The 13750-nt window shown below is 60.0% G+C and carries 13 protein-coding genes; 8 read left to right on the top strand and 5 right to left on the bottom strand.

The genetic code is table 11. The annotated features are described in order from the left end of the window. Positions 1–2 precede the first annotated feature (2 nt). The 4 genes from PF1751_RS25890 (at position 3) to fba (ending at position 3167) form a co-directional block, all read left to right on the top strand. Positions 3–1166, top strand: a complete 1164-nt coding sequence (locus tag PF1751_RS25890) for a phosphoglycerate kinase (RefSeq protein WP_010207155.1) — start codon at positions 3–5, stop codon at positions 1164–1166. Positions 1167–1195: 29 nt separating this feature from the next. Further along, positions 1196–1423 carry a hypothetical protein gene (locus PF1751_RS25885; RefSeq protein ID WP_021492698.1) on the top strand — a complete coding sequence of 76 codons (228 nt, stop codon included), beginning with the start codon at positions 1196–1198 and terminating at the stop codon, positions 1421–1423. A 61-nt stretch (positions 1424–1484) separates the two neighbouring features. After that, a complete protein-coding gene (locus PF1751_RS25880) occupies positions 1485–1820 on the top strand; it encodes an MliC family protein (protein WP_021492699.1) in 336 nt (111 codons plus the stop codon). 282 nt (positions 1821–2102) lie between these two features. Next, entirely contained in the window at positions 2103–3167 is a 1065-nt protein-coding gene (gene fba, locus PF1751_RS25875; RefSeq protein ID WP_003177554.1) for a class II fructose-bisphosphate aldolase, read from the top strand. A 54-nt stretch (positions 3168–3221) separates the two neighbouring features. Here fba and PF1751_RS25870 read toward each other — a convergent pair whose 3' ends face one another. Next, positions 3222–3887: a polysaccharide lyase family 7 protein gene (locus tag PF1751_RS25870; protein WP_010207150.1), complete on the bottom strand. Its 666-nt coding sequence runs from the start codon at positions 3885–3887 to the stop codon at positions 3222–3224. Positions 3888–4197: 310 nt separating this feature from the next. Between PF1751_RS25870 and PF1751_RS25865 the strand changes: the two genes are divergently transcribed. From PF1751_RS25865 to PF1751_RS25855, 3 genes are read left to right on the top strand one after another with little or no spacing between them, the layout of a single operon-like run. Continuing rightward, positions 4198–6303, top strand: a complete 2106-nt coding sequence (locus PF1751_RS25865; protein ID WP_044288004.1) for a putative bifunctional diguanylate cyclase/phosphodiesterase — start codon at positions 4198–4200, stop codon at positions 6301–6303. Positions 6304–6345: 42 nt separating this feature from the next. Further along, positions 6346–6846: a M48 metallopeptidase family protein gene (locus PF1751_RS25860; RefSeq protein WP_010207148.1), complete on the top strand. Its 501-nt coding sequence runs from the start codon at positions 6346–6348 to the stop codon at positions 6844–6846. A 19-nt stretch (positions 6847–6865) separates the two neighbouring features. Further along, positions 6866–7162: a winged helix-turn-helix domain-containing protein gene (locus PF1751_RS25855; RefSeq protein ID WP_010207147.1), complete on the top strand. Its 297-nt coding sequence runs from the start codon at positions 6866–6868 to the stop codon at positions 7160–7162. Here PF1751_RS25855 and PF1751_RS25850 read toward each other — a convergent pair. Continuing rightward, entirely contained in the window at positions 7159–7611 is a 453-nt protein-coding gene (locus PF1751_RS25850) for a GNAT family N-acetyltransferase (protein WP_010207146.1), read from the bottom strand. The two genes, PF1751_RS25855 and PF1751_RS25850, sit on opposite strands and share 4 nt — an antisense overlap. A gap of 190 nt (positions 7612–7801) precedes the next feature. Between PF1751_RS25850 and PF1751_RS25845 the strand changes: the two genes are divergently transcribed. Continuing rightward, positions 7802–8539 carry a substrate-binding periplasmic protein gene (locus tag PF1751_RS25845; protein ID WP_010207143.1) on the top strand — a complete coding sequence of 246 codons (738 nt, stop codon included), beginning with the start codon at positions 7802–7804 and terminating at the stop codon, positions 8537–8539. Positions 8540–8643: 104 nt separating this feature from the next. On the opposite strand, the gene yccS is transcribed toward PF1751_RS25845, so the two are convergent. The 3 genes from yccS to dbpA all read right to left on the bottom strand — a co-directional run bounded on the left by yccS (position 8644) and on the right by dbpA (position 13640). Further along, the gene (gene yccS / locus PF1751_RS25840) at positions 8644–10827 is read right to left on the bottom strand and encodes a YccS family putative transporter (RefSeq protein ID WP_010207141.1); all 2184 of its coding nucleotides are present in this window, start codon (positions 10825–10827) and stop codon (positions 8644–8646) included. Between the two features lie 227 nt (positions 10828–11054). Next, positions 11055–12233, bottom strand: a complete 1179-nt coding sequence (locus PF1751_RS25835; protein ID WP_010207139.1) for a BaiN/RdsA family NAD(P)/FAD-dependent oxidoreductase — start codon at positions 12231–12233, stop codon at positions 11055–11057. Positions 12234–12302: 69 nt separating this feature from the next. After that, positions 12303–13640 carry an ATP-dependent RNA helicase DbpA gene (gene dbpA, locus PF1751_RS25830; RefSeq protein ID WP_231501119.1) on the bottom strand — a complete coding sequence of 446 codons (1338 nt, stop codon included), beginning with the start codon at positions 13638–13640 and terminating at the stop codon, positions 12303–12305. Positions 13641–13750: the final 110 nt, after the last annotated feature.

Here is a 13750-nt window from a genome sequence, read left to right as displayed (position 1 = left end):
CCATGACCGTGTTGAAGATGACCGACCTCGATCTGCAAGGTAAGCGCGTACTGATCCGCGAAGACCTCAACGTCCCAGTCAAGGACGGTGTTGTCGCCAGCGATGCGCGAATCCTGGCCTCGCTGCCGACCATCAAGCTGGCCCTGGAAAAAGGCGCGGCCGTGATGGTCTGCTCCCACCTGGGTCGTCCGACCGAAGGTGAGTTCTCCGCCGAAAACAGCCTCAAGCCCGTCGCCGATTACCTCAGCAAAGCCCTTGGCCGCGACGTGCCGCTGGTGGCTGACTACCTGGGCGGCGTTGACGTGAAGGCTGGCGACATCGTGCTGTTCGAAAACGTGCGCTTCAACAAAGGCGAGAAAAAGAACAGCGACGAACTGGCCCAGCAATATGCGGCGCTGTGCGACGTGTTCGTGATGGACGCGTTCGGCACCGCCCACCGCGCTGAAGGCTCGACCCATGGCGTGGCCAAGTTCGCCAAAGTTGCTGCCGCTGGCCCGCTGCTGGCCGCTGAACTGGACGCACTGGGCAAGGCCCTGGGGGCTCCGGCCCAACCAATGGCCGCCATCGTGGCCGGTTCCAAGGTGTCCACCAAGCTGGACGTGCTCAACAGCCTGAGCCAGATCTGCAACCAGCTGATCGTTGGCGGCGGTATCGCCAACACCTTCCTGGCCGCAGCCGGGCATCCCGTGGGCAAGTCCCTGTACGAGCCGGATTTGCTCGACACTGCTCGTGCCATCGCCGCGAAAGTCAGCGTGCCACTGCCGGTGGACGTAGTGGTCGCCAAGGAATTTGCCGAAAGCGCCGAAGCCACCGTCAAGCTGATCGCGGATGTGGCCGCCGACGACATGATCCTGGATATCGGCCCACAAACCGCAGCCAACTTCGCTGAACTGCTGAAAGCCTCCCAGACCATCCTGTGGAACGGTCCGGTGGGTGTGTTCGAGTTTGATCAGTTCGGCAACGGCACCAAGGTGCTGGCCAAGGCCATCGCTGAAAGCTCGGCATTCTCCATCGCCGGCGGCGGCGACACCCTGGCGGCCATCGATAAATATGGCGTTGCTGACCAGATCTCCTACATTTCTACCGGTGGTGGCGCCTTCCTCGAATTCGTCGAAGGCAAAGTACTGCCCGCCGTTGAAGTGTTGGAAACCCGAGCCAAAGGCTGAGGCTCGTGATCCGGAAAAGGAGTGTTCCTATGACCAAGTCGTTGGCAATGGTGATCGCAGCGGGCCTGCTGGCTGGCTGCGGCAGCACGCCAAATGCGGAGCCGGAAGCTGGAAAGCCTGCGGCGCAGCAGAAAAAAAGCTGCTACCAGGCGGACTGGCAAGCCGAGACCATGCCGGTGATCAACAAACGCATCGGCAACGAACGGCTGGAGAAATACGACTCCGCGCCCAACGGTCAGGAACAGGGTTGCCCTTGACGGGTCTGATCAACTAACCGACAGCAGCGGCGGCCTCCGGGTCGCACTGTGAGGATTGGCAATGAAAGGCGTTTTCGCCCTGGCAGCTCTGGCCTTGTTGGCCGGCTGCAGCAGCATGAACATGTTCGACAGCAAGGCAGAAACTGCCGACAAGTGGACCACTTGGACCTGCGACAGCAAGGCCGAGGTCAACTGGCGTTTCGCCAACCAGGCTAAATCCGAGGTGGAGTTGCGCCTCGGCGGTTCCGACCAGATCTACCGTCTTAAACAGGACGTCGCTGCCTCGGGCGTGCTGTATGCCAACGACCAATTGGCGTTTCACACAAAAGGTGAGGAAGGCCTGGTTTACTGGGTGGCCACCGATGATTTGATCGGCCGCGGCTGCAAGGCTCAATAGAGAGATCACGATCTCAAAGTTGATGAGGCCCAAGTGTGGGAGCGGGCTTGCTCGCGAATGCGGTGTATCAGTCACCGAATCCGCTAGCTGCTTTTCACCGCTTTCGCGAGCAAGCCCGCTCCCACATTGAGCCGGTTTCAAAGTGAGATAGGTGTTGAGCCCGCCTGAAAAAACGATTCAGCAGGCCAGGCATGTAAAACCTGACCGGCAATAACTTGAATAGCAGCCGCCGCTACGGCAGGCTTGCACGATTAACGACCCTCGACCGGGAGAGACAACACAATGGCACTTATCAGCATGCGTCAAATGCTGGACCACGCAGCCGAGTTCGGCTACGGCGTCCCAGCCTTTAACGTCAACAACCTTGAGCAGATGCGCGCCATCATGGAAGCCGCTGACAAGACCGACTCCCCCGTGATCGTCCAGGCTTCGGCCGGTGCCCGCAAATACGCCGGTGCTCCGTTCCTGCGTCACCTGATCCTCGCCGCGATCGAAGAATTCCCGCACATCCCGGTGTGCATGCACCAGGACCACGGCACCAGCCCGGACGTGTGCCAGCGCTCCATCCAACTGGGCTTCAGCTCGGTCATGATGGACGGCTCCCTTGGCGAAGACGGCAAGACCCCGACCGATTACGAGTACAACGTACGCGTCACTCAACAAACCGTTGCCATGGCCCACGCCTGCGGCGTGTCGGTTGAAGGCGAGCTGGGCTGCCTGGGTTCCCTGGAAACCGGTATGGCCGGCGAAGAAGACGGCATCGGCGCCGAAGGCGTGCTGGATCACAGCCAGATGCTGACTGACCCGGAAGAAGCTGCTGACTTCGTGAAGAAGACCCAAGTTGACGCCCTGGCGATCGCCATCGGCACCAGCCACGGCGCCTACAAGTTCACCAAGCCACCTACCGGCGACGTGCTGGCCATCGACCGCATCAAGGAAATCCACAAACGCATCCCTAACACCCACCTGGTGATGCACGGTTCTTCCTCGGTGCCGCAAGAGTGGCTGGCGATCATCAACCAGTACGGCGGCGACATCAAAGAAACCTACGGCGTACCGGTTGAAGAAATCGTCGAAGGCATCAAGTACGGCGTGCGCAAGGTCAACATCGACACAGACCTGCGCCTGGCGTCCACTGGTGCGATGCGTCGCTTGATGGCCACCAACCCGAGCGAGTTCGACCCGCGTAAATTCTTCGGCGCTACCGTGACCGCGATGCGTGACGTGTGTATTGCGCGTTACGAAGCGTTTGGCACTGCCGGTAACGCTTCGAAGATCAAGCCGATCTCGTTGGAAGCGATGTATCAGCGTTATTTGAAAGGTGAGTTGAACGCCAAGGTGAATTAAGCCTCAGCGTTTAAAAGGAGCCCGCAGTGATGCGGGCTTTTTTGTGGTTGGTATTCAGTCGTGATCGATATCCAGCTTCGCAAACGTCACCCGTGCACCTTCCTTGCTATCCCCACTGTTGTCCTGCACATACGCTCCTGCCTTGAAGTACAACGGCTTCGCCCCCCACGCAGCGCCAATGCGCTCATTCCACTCACCATCGGCGGCATACACACTGAGCAGCCCGGCTTTGTTGAGGTTGATCACGTAAGTGAAGCTCTTCTCCAGTGGCACGTTCGACGCCACGATGATTACCCGCCCTTCATCCTCATCCGGGCGCATGCGGACTTTGGCGACGATGTTGCCTGTCTGGGTTTTTTCCTTGAATTGATACTCCAGTTTGATCAGCGGCTTTTGGCTGTCATAGGCATGAATCTGCCCAATCACGATTTTGCCGGTGGAGGGCACTTGGTTGACTGCCAAGGTCGCGCGCAGGAAGTTGTCCGCATCCGGATAGGTCCAGTTACGCAGCCGTCCATCGGCGTAGGTCTCACGCAATTCGCTGCGCGGGTAAACGGCATTTTCGGTGCGGGTGCCGGTGACAGGGGTCCAGAATTGCACGTTGCTGCCTTCGGCCTGGAAATACTGGTCGTTGAAACCATTCATCAGTTTCGGAGTGTCGATGGTGGCGGGCGGGGAGCCGACCGGAATGCTCAGGTTCCAGGTGGAAAGGTCGATCATGGCATTTGCCTTTTTACAGAAGGTGAAGGCTTTGGCCCGTGGGCCAGACAGGTTCTTTATAGGTGGTGTTAACCATCTTGTTAAATGGTCGATGGCAAATTATTGGCGTCAAGGGAATGCCAAAAAGCCATGTTTCCCAGGAATCGCGGGCTGTAGCGGGTTACCGTTAGTCGGCTTCCTGAAAATTGGCGCAATGATGGCACCGTCGTTACTTCTGCTTTTTTGGAAGCGGGGCTAGAGTGAGGCCTCAGAGTTTGTCCGGGTTTTCTGTCAGAATTGACCGGAGTGGCTCCCTAGGAAGAGACGTAGCATGGAATGCGCTCCACACCACGCCGATGGCAGTTCAGTTCTTTTGGTGGTCGATGACTACCCCGAAAACCTAGTCAGTATGCGTGCGCTCTTGCAGCGTGAAGACTGGCGGGTGATCACCGCAGGTTCTGGCCTGGAAGCTTTGGAATTGTTGCTCGCCCACGACGTCGATCTGGTCTTGCTGGACGTGCGCATGCCTGGCATGGATGGCTTTGAGGTGGCGCGGCTGATGCGCGGCAGCCAACGCACGTGCATGACGCCTATCATCTTTCTTACGGCCAACGCCCAGTCCCCCGCGGCAGTGCTGGAGGGTTATGCCAGTGGCGCCGTCGATTATCTGTTCAAGCCGTTTGATCCGAACATTCTCAAGCCCAAGGTCCAGGCTCTGTTGGAGCATCAGCGCAATCGCCGTGCCTTGCAGCGCTTGAGCCATGACCTAGAGTCCGCCCGCGCCTTTAATGCATCGGTGCTGGATAACGCCGCCGAGGGCATTCTGGTGGTGGGTGAAGGGAGTGTGATCGAGTACGCCAACCCGGCTATTTCGCGGCTTCTGAATGCCACCATGAACGAATTGCAGGGTGAGAGCTTCCTGAGTTTCCTGCAAAAACCGCATGTACCGGCCTGGCTGGGGTTCCCGATGTTCGAGGCTTATCGCAAAGGCGAAACCTGGCGTCAGCACGACGCTATTTTACGCACCGGTCGCGGTCAGCAGGTACCGGTGGCGCTGTCATGCGCGCCGTTGCCCGCCGAGCAGAAGGCCATGGTGGTGACGGTGCTGGACATGTCTGAAGTGCGCCATTTGCATCAGCAGTTGGAGTTCCAGGCGGTGACCGATCCGTTGACCGGGTTGTTGAACCGGCGTGGCTTTCATCAGGCGGTGGAGAACATGCTGCTGCGCAGTGAGCGTAGCGAGCAGTCCCTGGTGTTGCTGTACCTGGACCTGGATGGCTTCAAACGGGTCAATGACTCGTTGGGGCACGACGCAGGAGACCGGGTGTTGCGCTGGGTCTCGGAACAGATGCAGGCCTGTTTGCGATCCGGCGACATGCTCGGGCGGATGGGCGGGGATGAATTCACGGCGTTGCTGGAGCTGGAATTTCCAGAGCAAGCCGCGAAGATTGCGGAAAAACTGATCGAACGAGTATCGGTGTGCCAGCAGATCGACGGCCTGGATGTGATGCTGGGCGTCAGTATCGGCATTGCGATGTTCCCGGAGTGTGGTTCGGACTTGAGCGGTCTGTTGCGTGCGGCTGACATTGCCATGTACGAGGCCAAGCGCGCCGGGCGTCAGCAATACCGTTATTACGATCAGGAAATGAACGGGCGCGCCCGCTCTCGGCTGATGCTCGAAGACAGCGTGCGCACGGCGATTCAAAACAAGGATTTCACTCTGGTTTACCAGCCCCAGGTGTCCCTGGAAGGCGGGCGTCTACGCGGTGTCGAGGCGCTGTTGCGCTGGCAGCATCCGAGCGTCGGCGATGTGCCGCCGGGTTTGTTCCTGCCGTTGCTTGAAGAAGCGCGGCTGATCAGCCAGTTGAGTACCTGGATCTACCAGCAGGTCGCCGCCCAGCGTCAGGCCTGGCAATCGGCGTTCGATGAGGAGCTGGTGCTGAGCGTGAGCCTGAGCAGCAGCCAGTTCAATATGCCTAATCTGGCGGCCCAGTTGCAGCAGGTCATTGAGCGACATGGGTTGCAGGGTCGACAGCTGGAGGTGGAAATCAGTGAAGACTGCCTAATGAGTAACCTGGAGGAGTCGACCAAACAGCTTAAGTTGTTGCGCCAGATTGGTGTGCGCACCGCCCTGGATGATTTTGGCCTGGGCAATTGTTCCCTGGCGCATCTGCGTGATCTGGCCTTCGACACCCTCAAGCTCGACCCACAACTGGTCGCGCGCCTGCCCGACTCGGCGCGGGATGCGGTGATGGCGCGCAGTATCATCGAGCTGTGCGGGCATTTTGATGTTGTGGTAGTGGCTGAAGGGGTAGAAACCCAAGAGCAAGCCCGATGGCTCAAGGCCAATGGTTGCCCGTTTATACAGGGCCCGATAGCGGCGTCGCCGTTGATGGCTGAGGAAGTGGCTGATTGGTCGCGCGCTCGCGCGTGCTGAATTCGCTACACTGGCGCCCATTCGAACCCTGTTGCAGACCCCATGACCGCGCTGAAATACCTCCAGGCCTATCCCGCCGCTCTGCAAGAGCAAGTGCGCCAATTGATCGCCAAGGACCAATTGGGTGCCTACCTGGAACAACGTTACCCCGAACGCCACGCCGTGCAGAGCGACAAGGCGTTGTACGCCTACGCCCTGGCCCTGAAGCAGGAACACCTGCGCAATGCCCCGGCCATCGATAAGGTGTTGTTCGATAACCGTCTGGACCTGACCCACCGTGCCCTCGGCCTGCACACCACCATCTCGCGGGTGCAGGGCGGCAACCTTAAATCCAAGAAAGAGATCCGCATTGCGGCCCTGTTCAAGGAGGCCGCGCCGGAGTTCCTGCGCATGATCGTGGTGCATGAACTGGCGCACTTCAAGGAATCGGACCACAACAAAGCGTTCTACAAACTCTGTGAGTACATGATGCCGGGCTACCATCAGGTGGAATTCGACCTGCGCGTCTACCTCACGTACCGCGACCTGCAGGGCAAACCCTGACCGCACAAGGCGACCGACCATGGATGTGAGCAAGACCAAGAGCAGCTTCTACCGCCGCCTGTACGTGGCTTACCTGATCGACAGCGGGCAAGCCAGCAATGTCCCGGCGCTGACCGACGTCACCGGCATGCCCCGGCGCACGGCCCAGGATACGATTGCGGCGTTGGCTGACCTGGATATCCTGTGTGAATTCGAGCAGGAAGACGGTGCCCGCAACCATGCCGGGCACTATCGGATTCGCAGTTGGGGGGCCATTGATCGGCGCTGGATCGAGGCGAACCTTGGGCTGATCAAGCAGGTGCTGGGTTATCCCTAGTCCTTTCTCATGCCAATGTGCGGAATATCGTCCTCAAGGTATTCCTCTCCGGCCACCACAAATCCGTATCGCCCGTAATACCCCTGCAAATGCGCTTGGGCTGACAGGAAAATCGGCGTCTGCGGCCAGATATCGCCGATCCGCTTGAGTGTCTCTTCCATCATTTGATGCCCCAGCCCAGTGCCGCGCGCTACCGACGCCACGATCACGCGACCGATGACCACATCACCGCCCTGTGATTCCGGGTCCAGCAGGCGCAGGTAGGCCACCAGTTGGTCATCCTGCCAGGCCATCAGGTGGTGGGTGTCGCCCGACAAGTCCTGCCCGTCGAGGTCCTGGTAAGCACATTTCTGCTCGACAACGAAGACCTCGTTGCGCAGGCGCAGGATGGCGTAAAGCTGCTCCTTGCCCAGGTCATCGTGGTGCTTGCAGACCCATTCAATTGTCATGGCATGTTCTCTTATTAAATGTCTGCTGCGGATAGTAAGCGCGACAGCCATTTGTGTCTAAATCGACTATTTTTGTGAGTGAAATCAATTTGCCATCATTGAGTGCGTGCGGCGCCGCTTTCTTTGTGTAATCTGAGCTACTGTTAGAACCTCAGGTCTCGCCTGAGCTAGCCTGCCAAGGACTTTGAGCATGCCGCGATTCTCTCGTGCCGTTGCTTTGATTGGAGTGTTATTGCTGGCTCAGCCGGCCTTCGCACAGCGTCTGCGCCTGGTAGCGGATGCCTGGCCACCCTTTACCGACGCCACCTTGATCAATGGCGGGCTGGCCACCGACATCGTCAGCACCGCCCTGGCCCGCGCGGGTTATGCCAGTGATTTCGAACAGGTGCCCTGGGCTCGCGCGTTGATGGGCGTTGGCGACGGTCGTTATGACGTATTGGTGAACGCCTGGTACGACGATGCGCGCACACAGCTGGGGCAGTTCTCCGGTGAGTACTTGCTCAACCGCGTGCGTTTCATCAAGCGACGTGACGATCCCATCGAATTCCAGAACCTTGAGCAACTGCACGACTACCCCATTGCCGTGGTGCGCGGGTATGCCTATTCGGCGGCGTTCGATGGCGATGCGCAGTTACAGAAAGTGCCGGTGCATAACTTCGCCATGGCCGTGCGCATGCTCGCGGCGCAGCGGGTGCGGCTGACGGTGGAGGATGAATATGTGGCGCGGTATTACTTGTCCCGCGAATCGACGCGGGTGCGCAATACAGTGGAGTTCTTACCCAAGCCCTTGAGCGAAAACAGCCTGCATATCCTGGTGAGCTTGAAGAACCCCGAGCATGCGCAGATCGTCGCCAGCTTTGACCGGGAGATTGCCAAGATGAAGGCCGATGGCAGTTATGCGCGGTTGATGAAGCAGCATGGGATGTAGGGTTCTTGCGGGCCTCTTCGCGAGCAAGCCCGCTCCCACATTCGACCACATTCCAAAGGATGGGCGCGGTTAAGTGTGGGAGCGGGCTTGCTCGCGAAAGCGGTCTAAGCCGCACGGGTGTCCTTGATCAGATGCGCAGCCAATGTCCTCAGTGGCCCCAACTGCCGGCAAATCAACGCCAACTGTGTCTGCACCAGCCGCTGCCCCTCATCAATCTCATCCGGCATCTGCTCCAGCTCCACCGCCAGCGCTTCCTCGGCATCGCTCTGAATCGCAATCGGCTGCTTGTTCGCCAGCCCCGTGGCGATTTCATCGATGCTCGCCGCCAAGGTGTTCCCTGCGCCTTCGATCAGGTGTTCCCGCACCTCGGCTGGCAATTGGGTCTCGCGGTGTGCCCCCAGCCCTGACAAGTAGCTGAGCAAAGTGTGCGACAGCACCAGGAAGCGGAAGCCCACGTCCGCCTCCTTACGAAAGTGCCCCGGTTCCATCAGCATATTCGCCAGGGTGGTCGACAGCGCCGCATCCGCGTTGTGCGCATTGCGTCGGGCCAGGCGGTAGGCCAGGTCATCGCTTTTGCCGGCGGCGTATTGCTGCATGATCTGGCGCAGGTAGATGCTGTTGCAGGTCAGGGTGTTGGCCAGCACTTTGTTCAATCGGCGGCCCTGCCAGTCCGGCAGGAACAGGAACACCGCCAGGCCCGCAATCAAGCTGCCCAGCAAGGTATCGAACAGGCGCGGCAGGAACAGGCCGTAGCCGTCACCCACTTGGTTGAAGCAGAACAACACCATCAAGGTGATCGCGGCGGTGGCCAGGGTGTAGCGGGTGGTACGGTTGATAAAGAACACCAGGCCGGCCGCGATGGCGAACATCGACTGCACCAGTGGGCTTGGGAACAGATCGAACAGCGCCCAAGCCACGGTTAGCCCGATGGCGGTACCGATGATCCGCTGGCCGAGTTTGCGGCGGGTGGCGCCGTAGTTGGGCTGGCACACGAACAGCGTGGTCAGGATGATCCAGTAGCCTTGGGAGGCGTGAATTGCATGCAGCATGCCGTAGCCCACGGTCAGCGCCAGGGAGAGGCGCAAGGCATGGCGGAACAGCAAGGAGGTGGGGGTCATCTGCGTACGCAGGCGTGTCCACATTTCCTTGAGGTTGCGCGGGGCGCGGTCCAGCAGGTTGCTGTCGGTAGCATCCGCCAGGCTGTCGGGGTTGCTGGCGTCGCCCAGCAGGCGGTCCAGGGTGGACAGGTTGGCCGCCAGGGCGCGCAGCGAGCGCAGCAGGCCGCGCCAGGCCGGGTTGCTCTGGATGCGCAGGTGTTCCAGGGAGGCGTTCAGATCGCCCAAGGCTTCGGCGAAGCTGTCGTCATAGATGAATGGCTGGCGCAGTTGGATCGATTCGGCCAGGGTCTGGCAGGCCTTGCCCTGTTGGCGCAGCAGGCGCTGGCAACGGAACAGCACGTCGCTGTGGAAGAAGGCGTCGGCCAGGGCGTTGTAGGGGTAGTGGGACGAGCTGGCGCGTTCGTGGATGTCTTGGGCCAGGAAGTACAGCTTGAGGTAGCGGCTGACTTTCGAACCAGGGCGGCCATTGCCGACGCGGTGCAGGATGATCTCCTTCGCCGCATTCAGCGCGGCAACGACTCGCCCATTTTGCTGGGCCAGTTCCAGGCGACGCGCCTCAACATCCAGTTGGCGGATCGGTTCGAACAACGATGACTTGAGCTTGAGGTAACGCCCCAATTCGCGAAACAGCCGCGCCAGGCTCTGCTGCACCGGCTGGTTGGAAAACAACGCTTGCCACAGCACCGACAGCGCGCCATACCAGGCGGCGCCAGCCACCAGCAGCAACGGCTCGTGCCAGAAATCGGAGACGGCGCCACCGCGCTGGTCCACGCCGATCATGGTGTACACCGACAGGATCAGCGTCGCCGATGCAATCGCGCCATACCGTTCGCCCAAGGCGCCGAGCATGGTCAGGCAGAAGGTGGCCAGGGCCAGGGAGATCGCGAAGATCCAGGGATAAGGGAACAGCAGCTCCACCGACAGCGCGGCGATGCTGAAACACACCAGCGTCACCGCCAGGGCATTGAGACGGCCTTGCCAACTGTCATCGGTCTCGGCCAAGGCGCTGGCGATAATCCCCAGGAACAGCGGGATCAGCAGTGTCATTTCATCCTGATACCAGCACAGCGCCATGCTGCCGGTGAGGGCGATGAACACCCGAATGCTGTAGCTGAATTTATCCAGCGCCCACAGGCGCCGCATGGACTGCTTGAACGAGGTTGATGACATGAAGTCTGGAGTCTTCCGGGACGATGCCGCTAAATTGAGCTATCAAGGACGCCACGGCAAGCGTGACGATCACATCCAACAGCAAAATTTATTCCGGCCACACCACAAATCGAATGTGGGAGCTGGCTTGCCTGCGATGGCGTCGGCACATTCAGCATTAGCGTTGCCTGGCTCACCGTCATCGCAGGCAAGCCAGCTCCCACAGTTTGATCGAGTACATCCTTTAGTCAGGCGTACTGTGCGGCGGCGTAACCCGACGCCCACGCCCACTGGAAGTTGAAGCCGCCCAGGTGGCCGGTCACATCCAGCACTTCGCCGATAAAGTACAGGCCAGGGCTTTTCAGCGACTCCATGGTCTTGGACGACACTTCCCGCGTATCCACCCCACCCAACGTCACTTCCGCCGTGCGATAACCCTCGGTGCCCGCCGGCACCAGTTGCCAGCTGCCGAGCTTTTGCGCGATATCGGCAATCTCGGCATGGGTGTACTGCTTCATTGGCTTGGACACAAACCAGGTCTCCGCCAGCAGGTTCGCCATCTTCTTGGTGAAGATCTCGCCCAGCAGGGTTTTCAGCTCGCTGTTGGGGCGCTCGACCTGTTGCTGTTGCAGCCAGGTGTGGGCGTCGTGGTCGGGCAGGAGGTTGATTTCCACCGTGTCGCCGGGCTCCCAGTACGAGGATATCTGCAAGATCGCCGGCCCGCTCAGGCCACGGTGGGTAAACAGGATGTTCTCGCGAAAGCTCTGGCCGTTGCAGCTGACCAGGCAATCCACCGAGGTGCCGGACAACTCGCCGCACAGATCCTTGAGCTGGTCGGTGATGGTGAACGGCACCAGCCCGGCGCGGGTCGGCAGCAATTCATGGCCGAATTGCTTGGCCACTTGGTAACCGAACCCAGTGGCGCCCAGGGTCGGAATCGACAGGCCGCCCGTGGCGATCACCAGGGATTCGCAGCGCAGCTCACCCAAGGTGGTTTGCAACTGATAACCGGCTTCCAGTTTGGCAATCTCCTGGACCGACGTGTCCAGGTGCAGGCTCACACCGACCTGGATGCACTCATCGAGCAGCATGCCGAGAATGTCGCTGGACTTGTTATCGCAGAACAACTGGCCGAGCTTCTTCTCGTGATAGGGCACGCCGTGCTTGGCCACCAACCCGATAAAGTCCCACTGGGTGTAGCGCGCCAGGGCGGACTTGCAGAAATGCGCGTTGTGCGACAGGAAGTTGGCCGGCTCGGTGTACATATTGGTGAAATTGCAGCGGCCACCGCCGGACATCAGGATCTTCTTGCCGGCCTTGTTCGCATGGTCGATCAACATCACTTTGCGCCCACGCCCGGCGGCGGTCAGTGCGCACATCAAGCCCGCGGCGCCGGCGCCAATGATCACAACTTCGGTCGAGCGCAAAACGGTGTCCTCATACATTTTCTGATTTGGAATACAGTCAAATGTGGATCTCCCTTAAGTTGGAGATCTTTACAGGATGCGCACGCGCAACGAACGGCCTTTGATCTTGCCGTCGTTCAAACGCTGCAACGCCTGCTTGGCGATCCCGCGCTCCACGGCCACGAAGGCCTGGAAGTCAAAGATCGCGATCTTGCCGACCTGGGCACCCGGGATGCCGGCTTCACCGGTCAGCGCGCCGAGGATGTCGCCAGGGCGAACCTTGTCTTTACGGCCGGCAGCGATGCACAGGGTGCTCATCTGCGGCAGCAACGGACCACCGCTTTGTGGCTTGAGGTTGTCCAGTTGATCCCAGTTCAGTGGCGACTTCTGCAGTTGCTCGATGGCCTGGGCGCGGTGCGCTTCGGACGGTGCCACCAGGCTGATGGCGATGCCGGTTTCGCCAGCACGACCGGTACGGCCGACGCGGTGAATGTGGATTTCCGAGTCGCGGGCCAGTTCGACGTTGATCACCATGTCCAGCGAGTCGATGTCCAGACCGCGTGCGGCAACGTCCGTAGCAACGAGCACCGACGTGCTGCGGTTGGCGAACATCGCCAGCACTTGGTCACGGTCGCGCTGTTCCAGGTCACCATGCAGGCCGACGGCGGAAATGCCCTTGGATGTCAGGTGATCCACGGTTTCCTGCACTTGCTGCTTGGTAAAGCAGAAGGCCACGCAGGAGGCTGGACGGAAGTGCGCCAGTACTTTGGTCACGGCGTCCATGCGCTCTTCCGGCGAGATCTCGTAGAAACGCTGTTCGATCTGATCGTCGGAGTGGAACGCTTCGGCTTTCACTTGCTGCGGCGCGCGCATGAACTTCGAGGCCAGCTGCTTGATGCTCACCGGGTAAGTGGCCGAGAACAGCAGGGTTTGGCGGCGCGGTGGGGTCTTGCTGATGATGTCTTCGATGGCGTCGTAGAAGCCCATGTCGAGCATGCGGTCGGCTTCATCGAGGATCAGCGTGTTCAGGCCGTCGAGTACCAGCGAACCTTTGCGCAAGTGCTGCTGGATACGACCCGGTGTGCCGACGATGACGTGGGCACCGTGTTCCAGGGAGGCGATCTGCGGGCCGAGGGACACGCCGCCGCACAGGGTCAGTACCTTGATGTTGTCTTCGGCACGGGCCAGGCGACGAATTTCCTTGGCGACCTGGTCGGCCAGCTCACGAGTCGGGCACATCACCAGGGCCTGGCAGCCGAAGTAACGCGGGTTGATCGGGTTCAACAGGCCGATGCCGAAGGCGGCGGTCTTGCCGCTGCCGGTCTTGGCCTGGGCAATCAAGTCCAGCCCCTTGAGGATCACCGGCAAGCTTTGCGCCTGGATCTGCGTCATCTCGACATAACCCAGCGAGTCGAGGTTAGCCAGCATGGCGGCGGACAGGGGCAAAGTATTAAAAGCGGTGGCGATGGTAGTCACGGGACTGGCTCTGCAAAACAAAATGTCGCGCAGTGTACCAGCCTCGTGGGAATTTCCCTGCA

This window comes from Pseudomonas simiae (assembly GCF_000934565.1).
Classification (GTDB): Bacteria; Pseudomonadota; Gammaproteobacteria; order Pseudomonadales; family Pseudomonadaceae; genus Aquipseudomonas; species Aquipseudomonas simiae.
This window is presented reverse-complemented; position numbering and strand designations above follow the sequence as displayed.

What these genes read in the sequence shown, in the direction of transcription:
- yccS (WP_010207141.1), bottom strand. Translation starts at nt 10,827, where the DNA reads ATGTCATCAACCTCGTTCAAGCAGTCCATGCGGCGCCTGTGGGCGCTG.
- PF1751_RS25890 (WP_010207155.1), top strand. Translation starts at nt 3, where the DNA reads ATGACCGTGTTGAAGATGACCGACCTCGATCTGCAAGGTAAGCGCGTA.
- PF1751_RS25860 (WP_010207148.1), top strand. Translation starts at nt 6,346, where the DNA reads ATGACCGCGCTGAAATACCTCCAGGCCTATCCCGCCGCTCTGCAAGAG.
- fba (WP_003177554.1), top strand. Translation starts at nt 2,103, where the DNA reads ATGGCACTTATCAGCATGCGTCAAATGCTGGACCACGCAGCCGAGTTC.
- dbpA (WP_231501119.1), bottom strand. Translation starts at nt 13,640, where the DNA reads ATGCTGGCTAACCTCGACTCGCTGGGTTATGTCGAGATGACGCAGATC.
- PF1751_RS25870 (WP_010207150.1), bottom strand. Translation starts at nt 3,887, where the DNA reads ATGATCGACCTTTCCACCTGGAACCTGAGCATTCCGGTCGGCTCCCCG.
- PF1751_RS25865 (WP_044288004.1), top strand. Translation starts at nt 4,198, where the DNA reads ATGGAATGCGCTCCACACCACGCCGATGGCAGTTCAGTTCTTTTGGTG.
- PF1751_RS25845 (WP_010207143.1), top strand. Translation starts at nt 7,802, where the DNA reads ATGCCGCGATTCTCTCGTGCCGTTGCTTTGATTGGAGTGTTATTGCTG.
- PF1751_RS25855 (WP_010207147.1), top strand. Translation starts at nt 6,866, where the DNA reads ATGGATGTGAGCAAGACCAAGAGCAGCTTCTACCGCCGCCTGTACGTG.
- PF1751_RS25880 (WP_021492699.1), top strand. Translation starts at nt 1,485, where the DNA reads ATGAAAGGCGTTTTCGCCCTGGCAGCTCTGGCCTTGTTGGCCGGCTGC.
- PF1751_RS25885 (WP_021492698.1), top strand. Translation starts at nt 1,196, where the DNA reads ATGACCAAGTCGTTGGCAATGGTGATCGCAGCGGGCCTGCTGGCTGGC.
- PF1751_RS25850 (WP_010207146.1), bottom strand. Translation starts at nt 7,611, where the DNA reads ATGACAATTGAATGGGTCTGCAAGCACCACGATGACCTGGGCAAGGAG.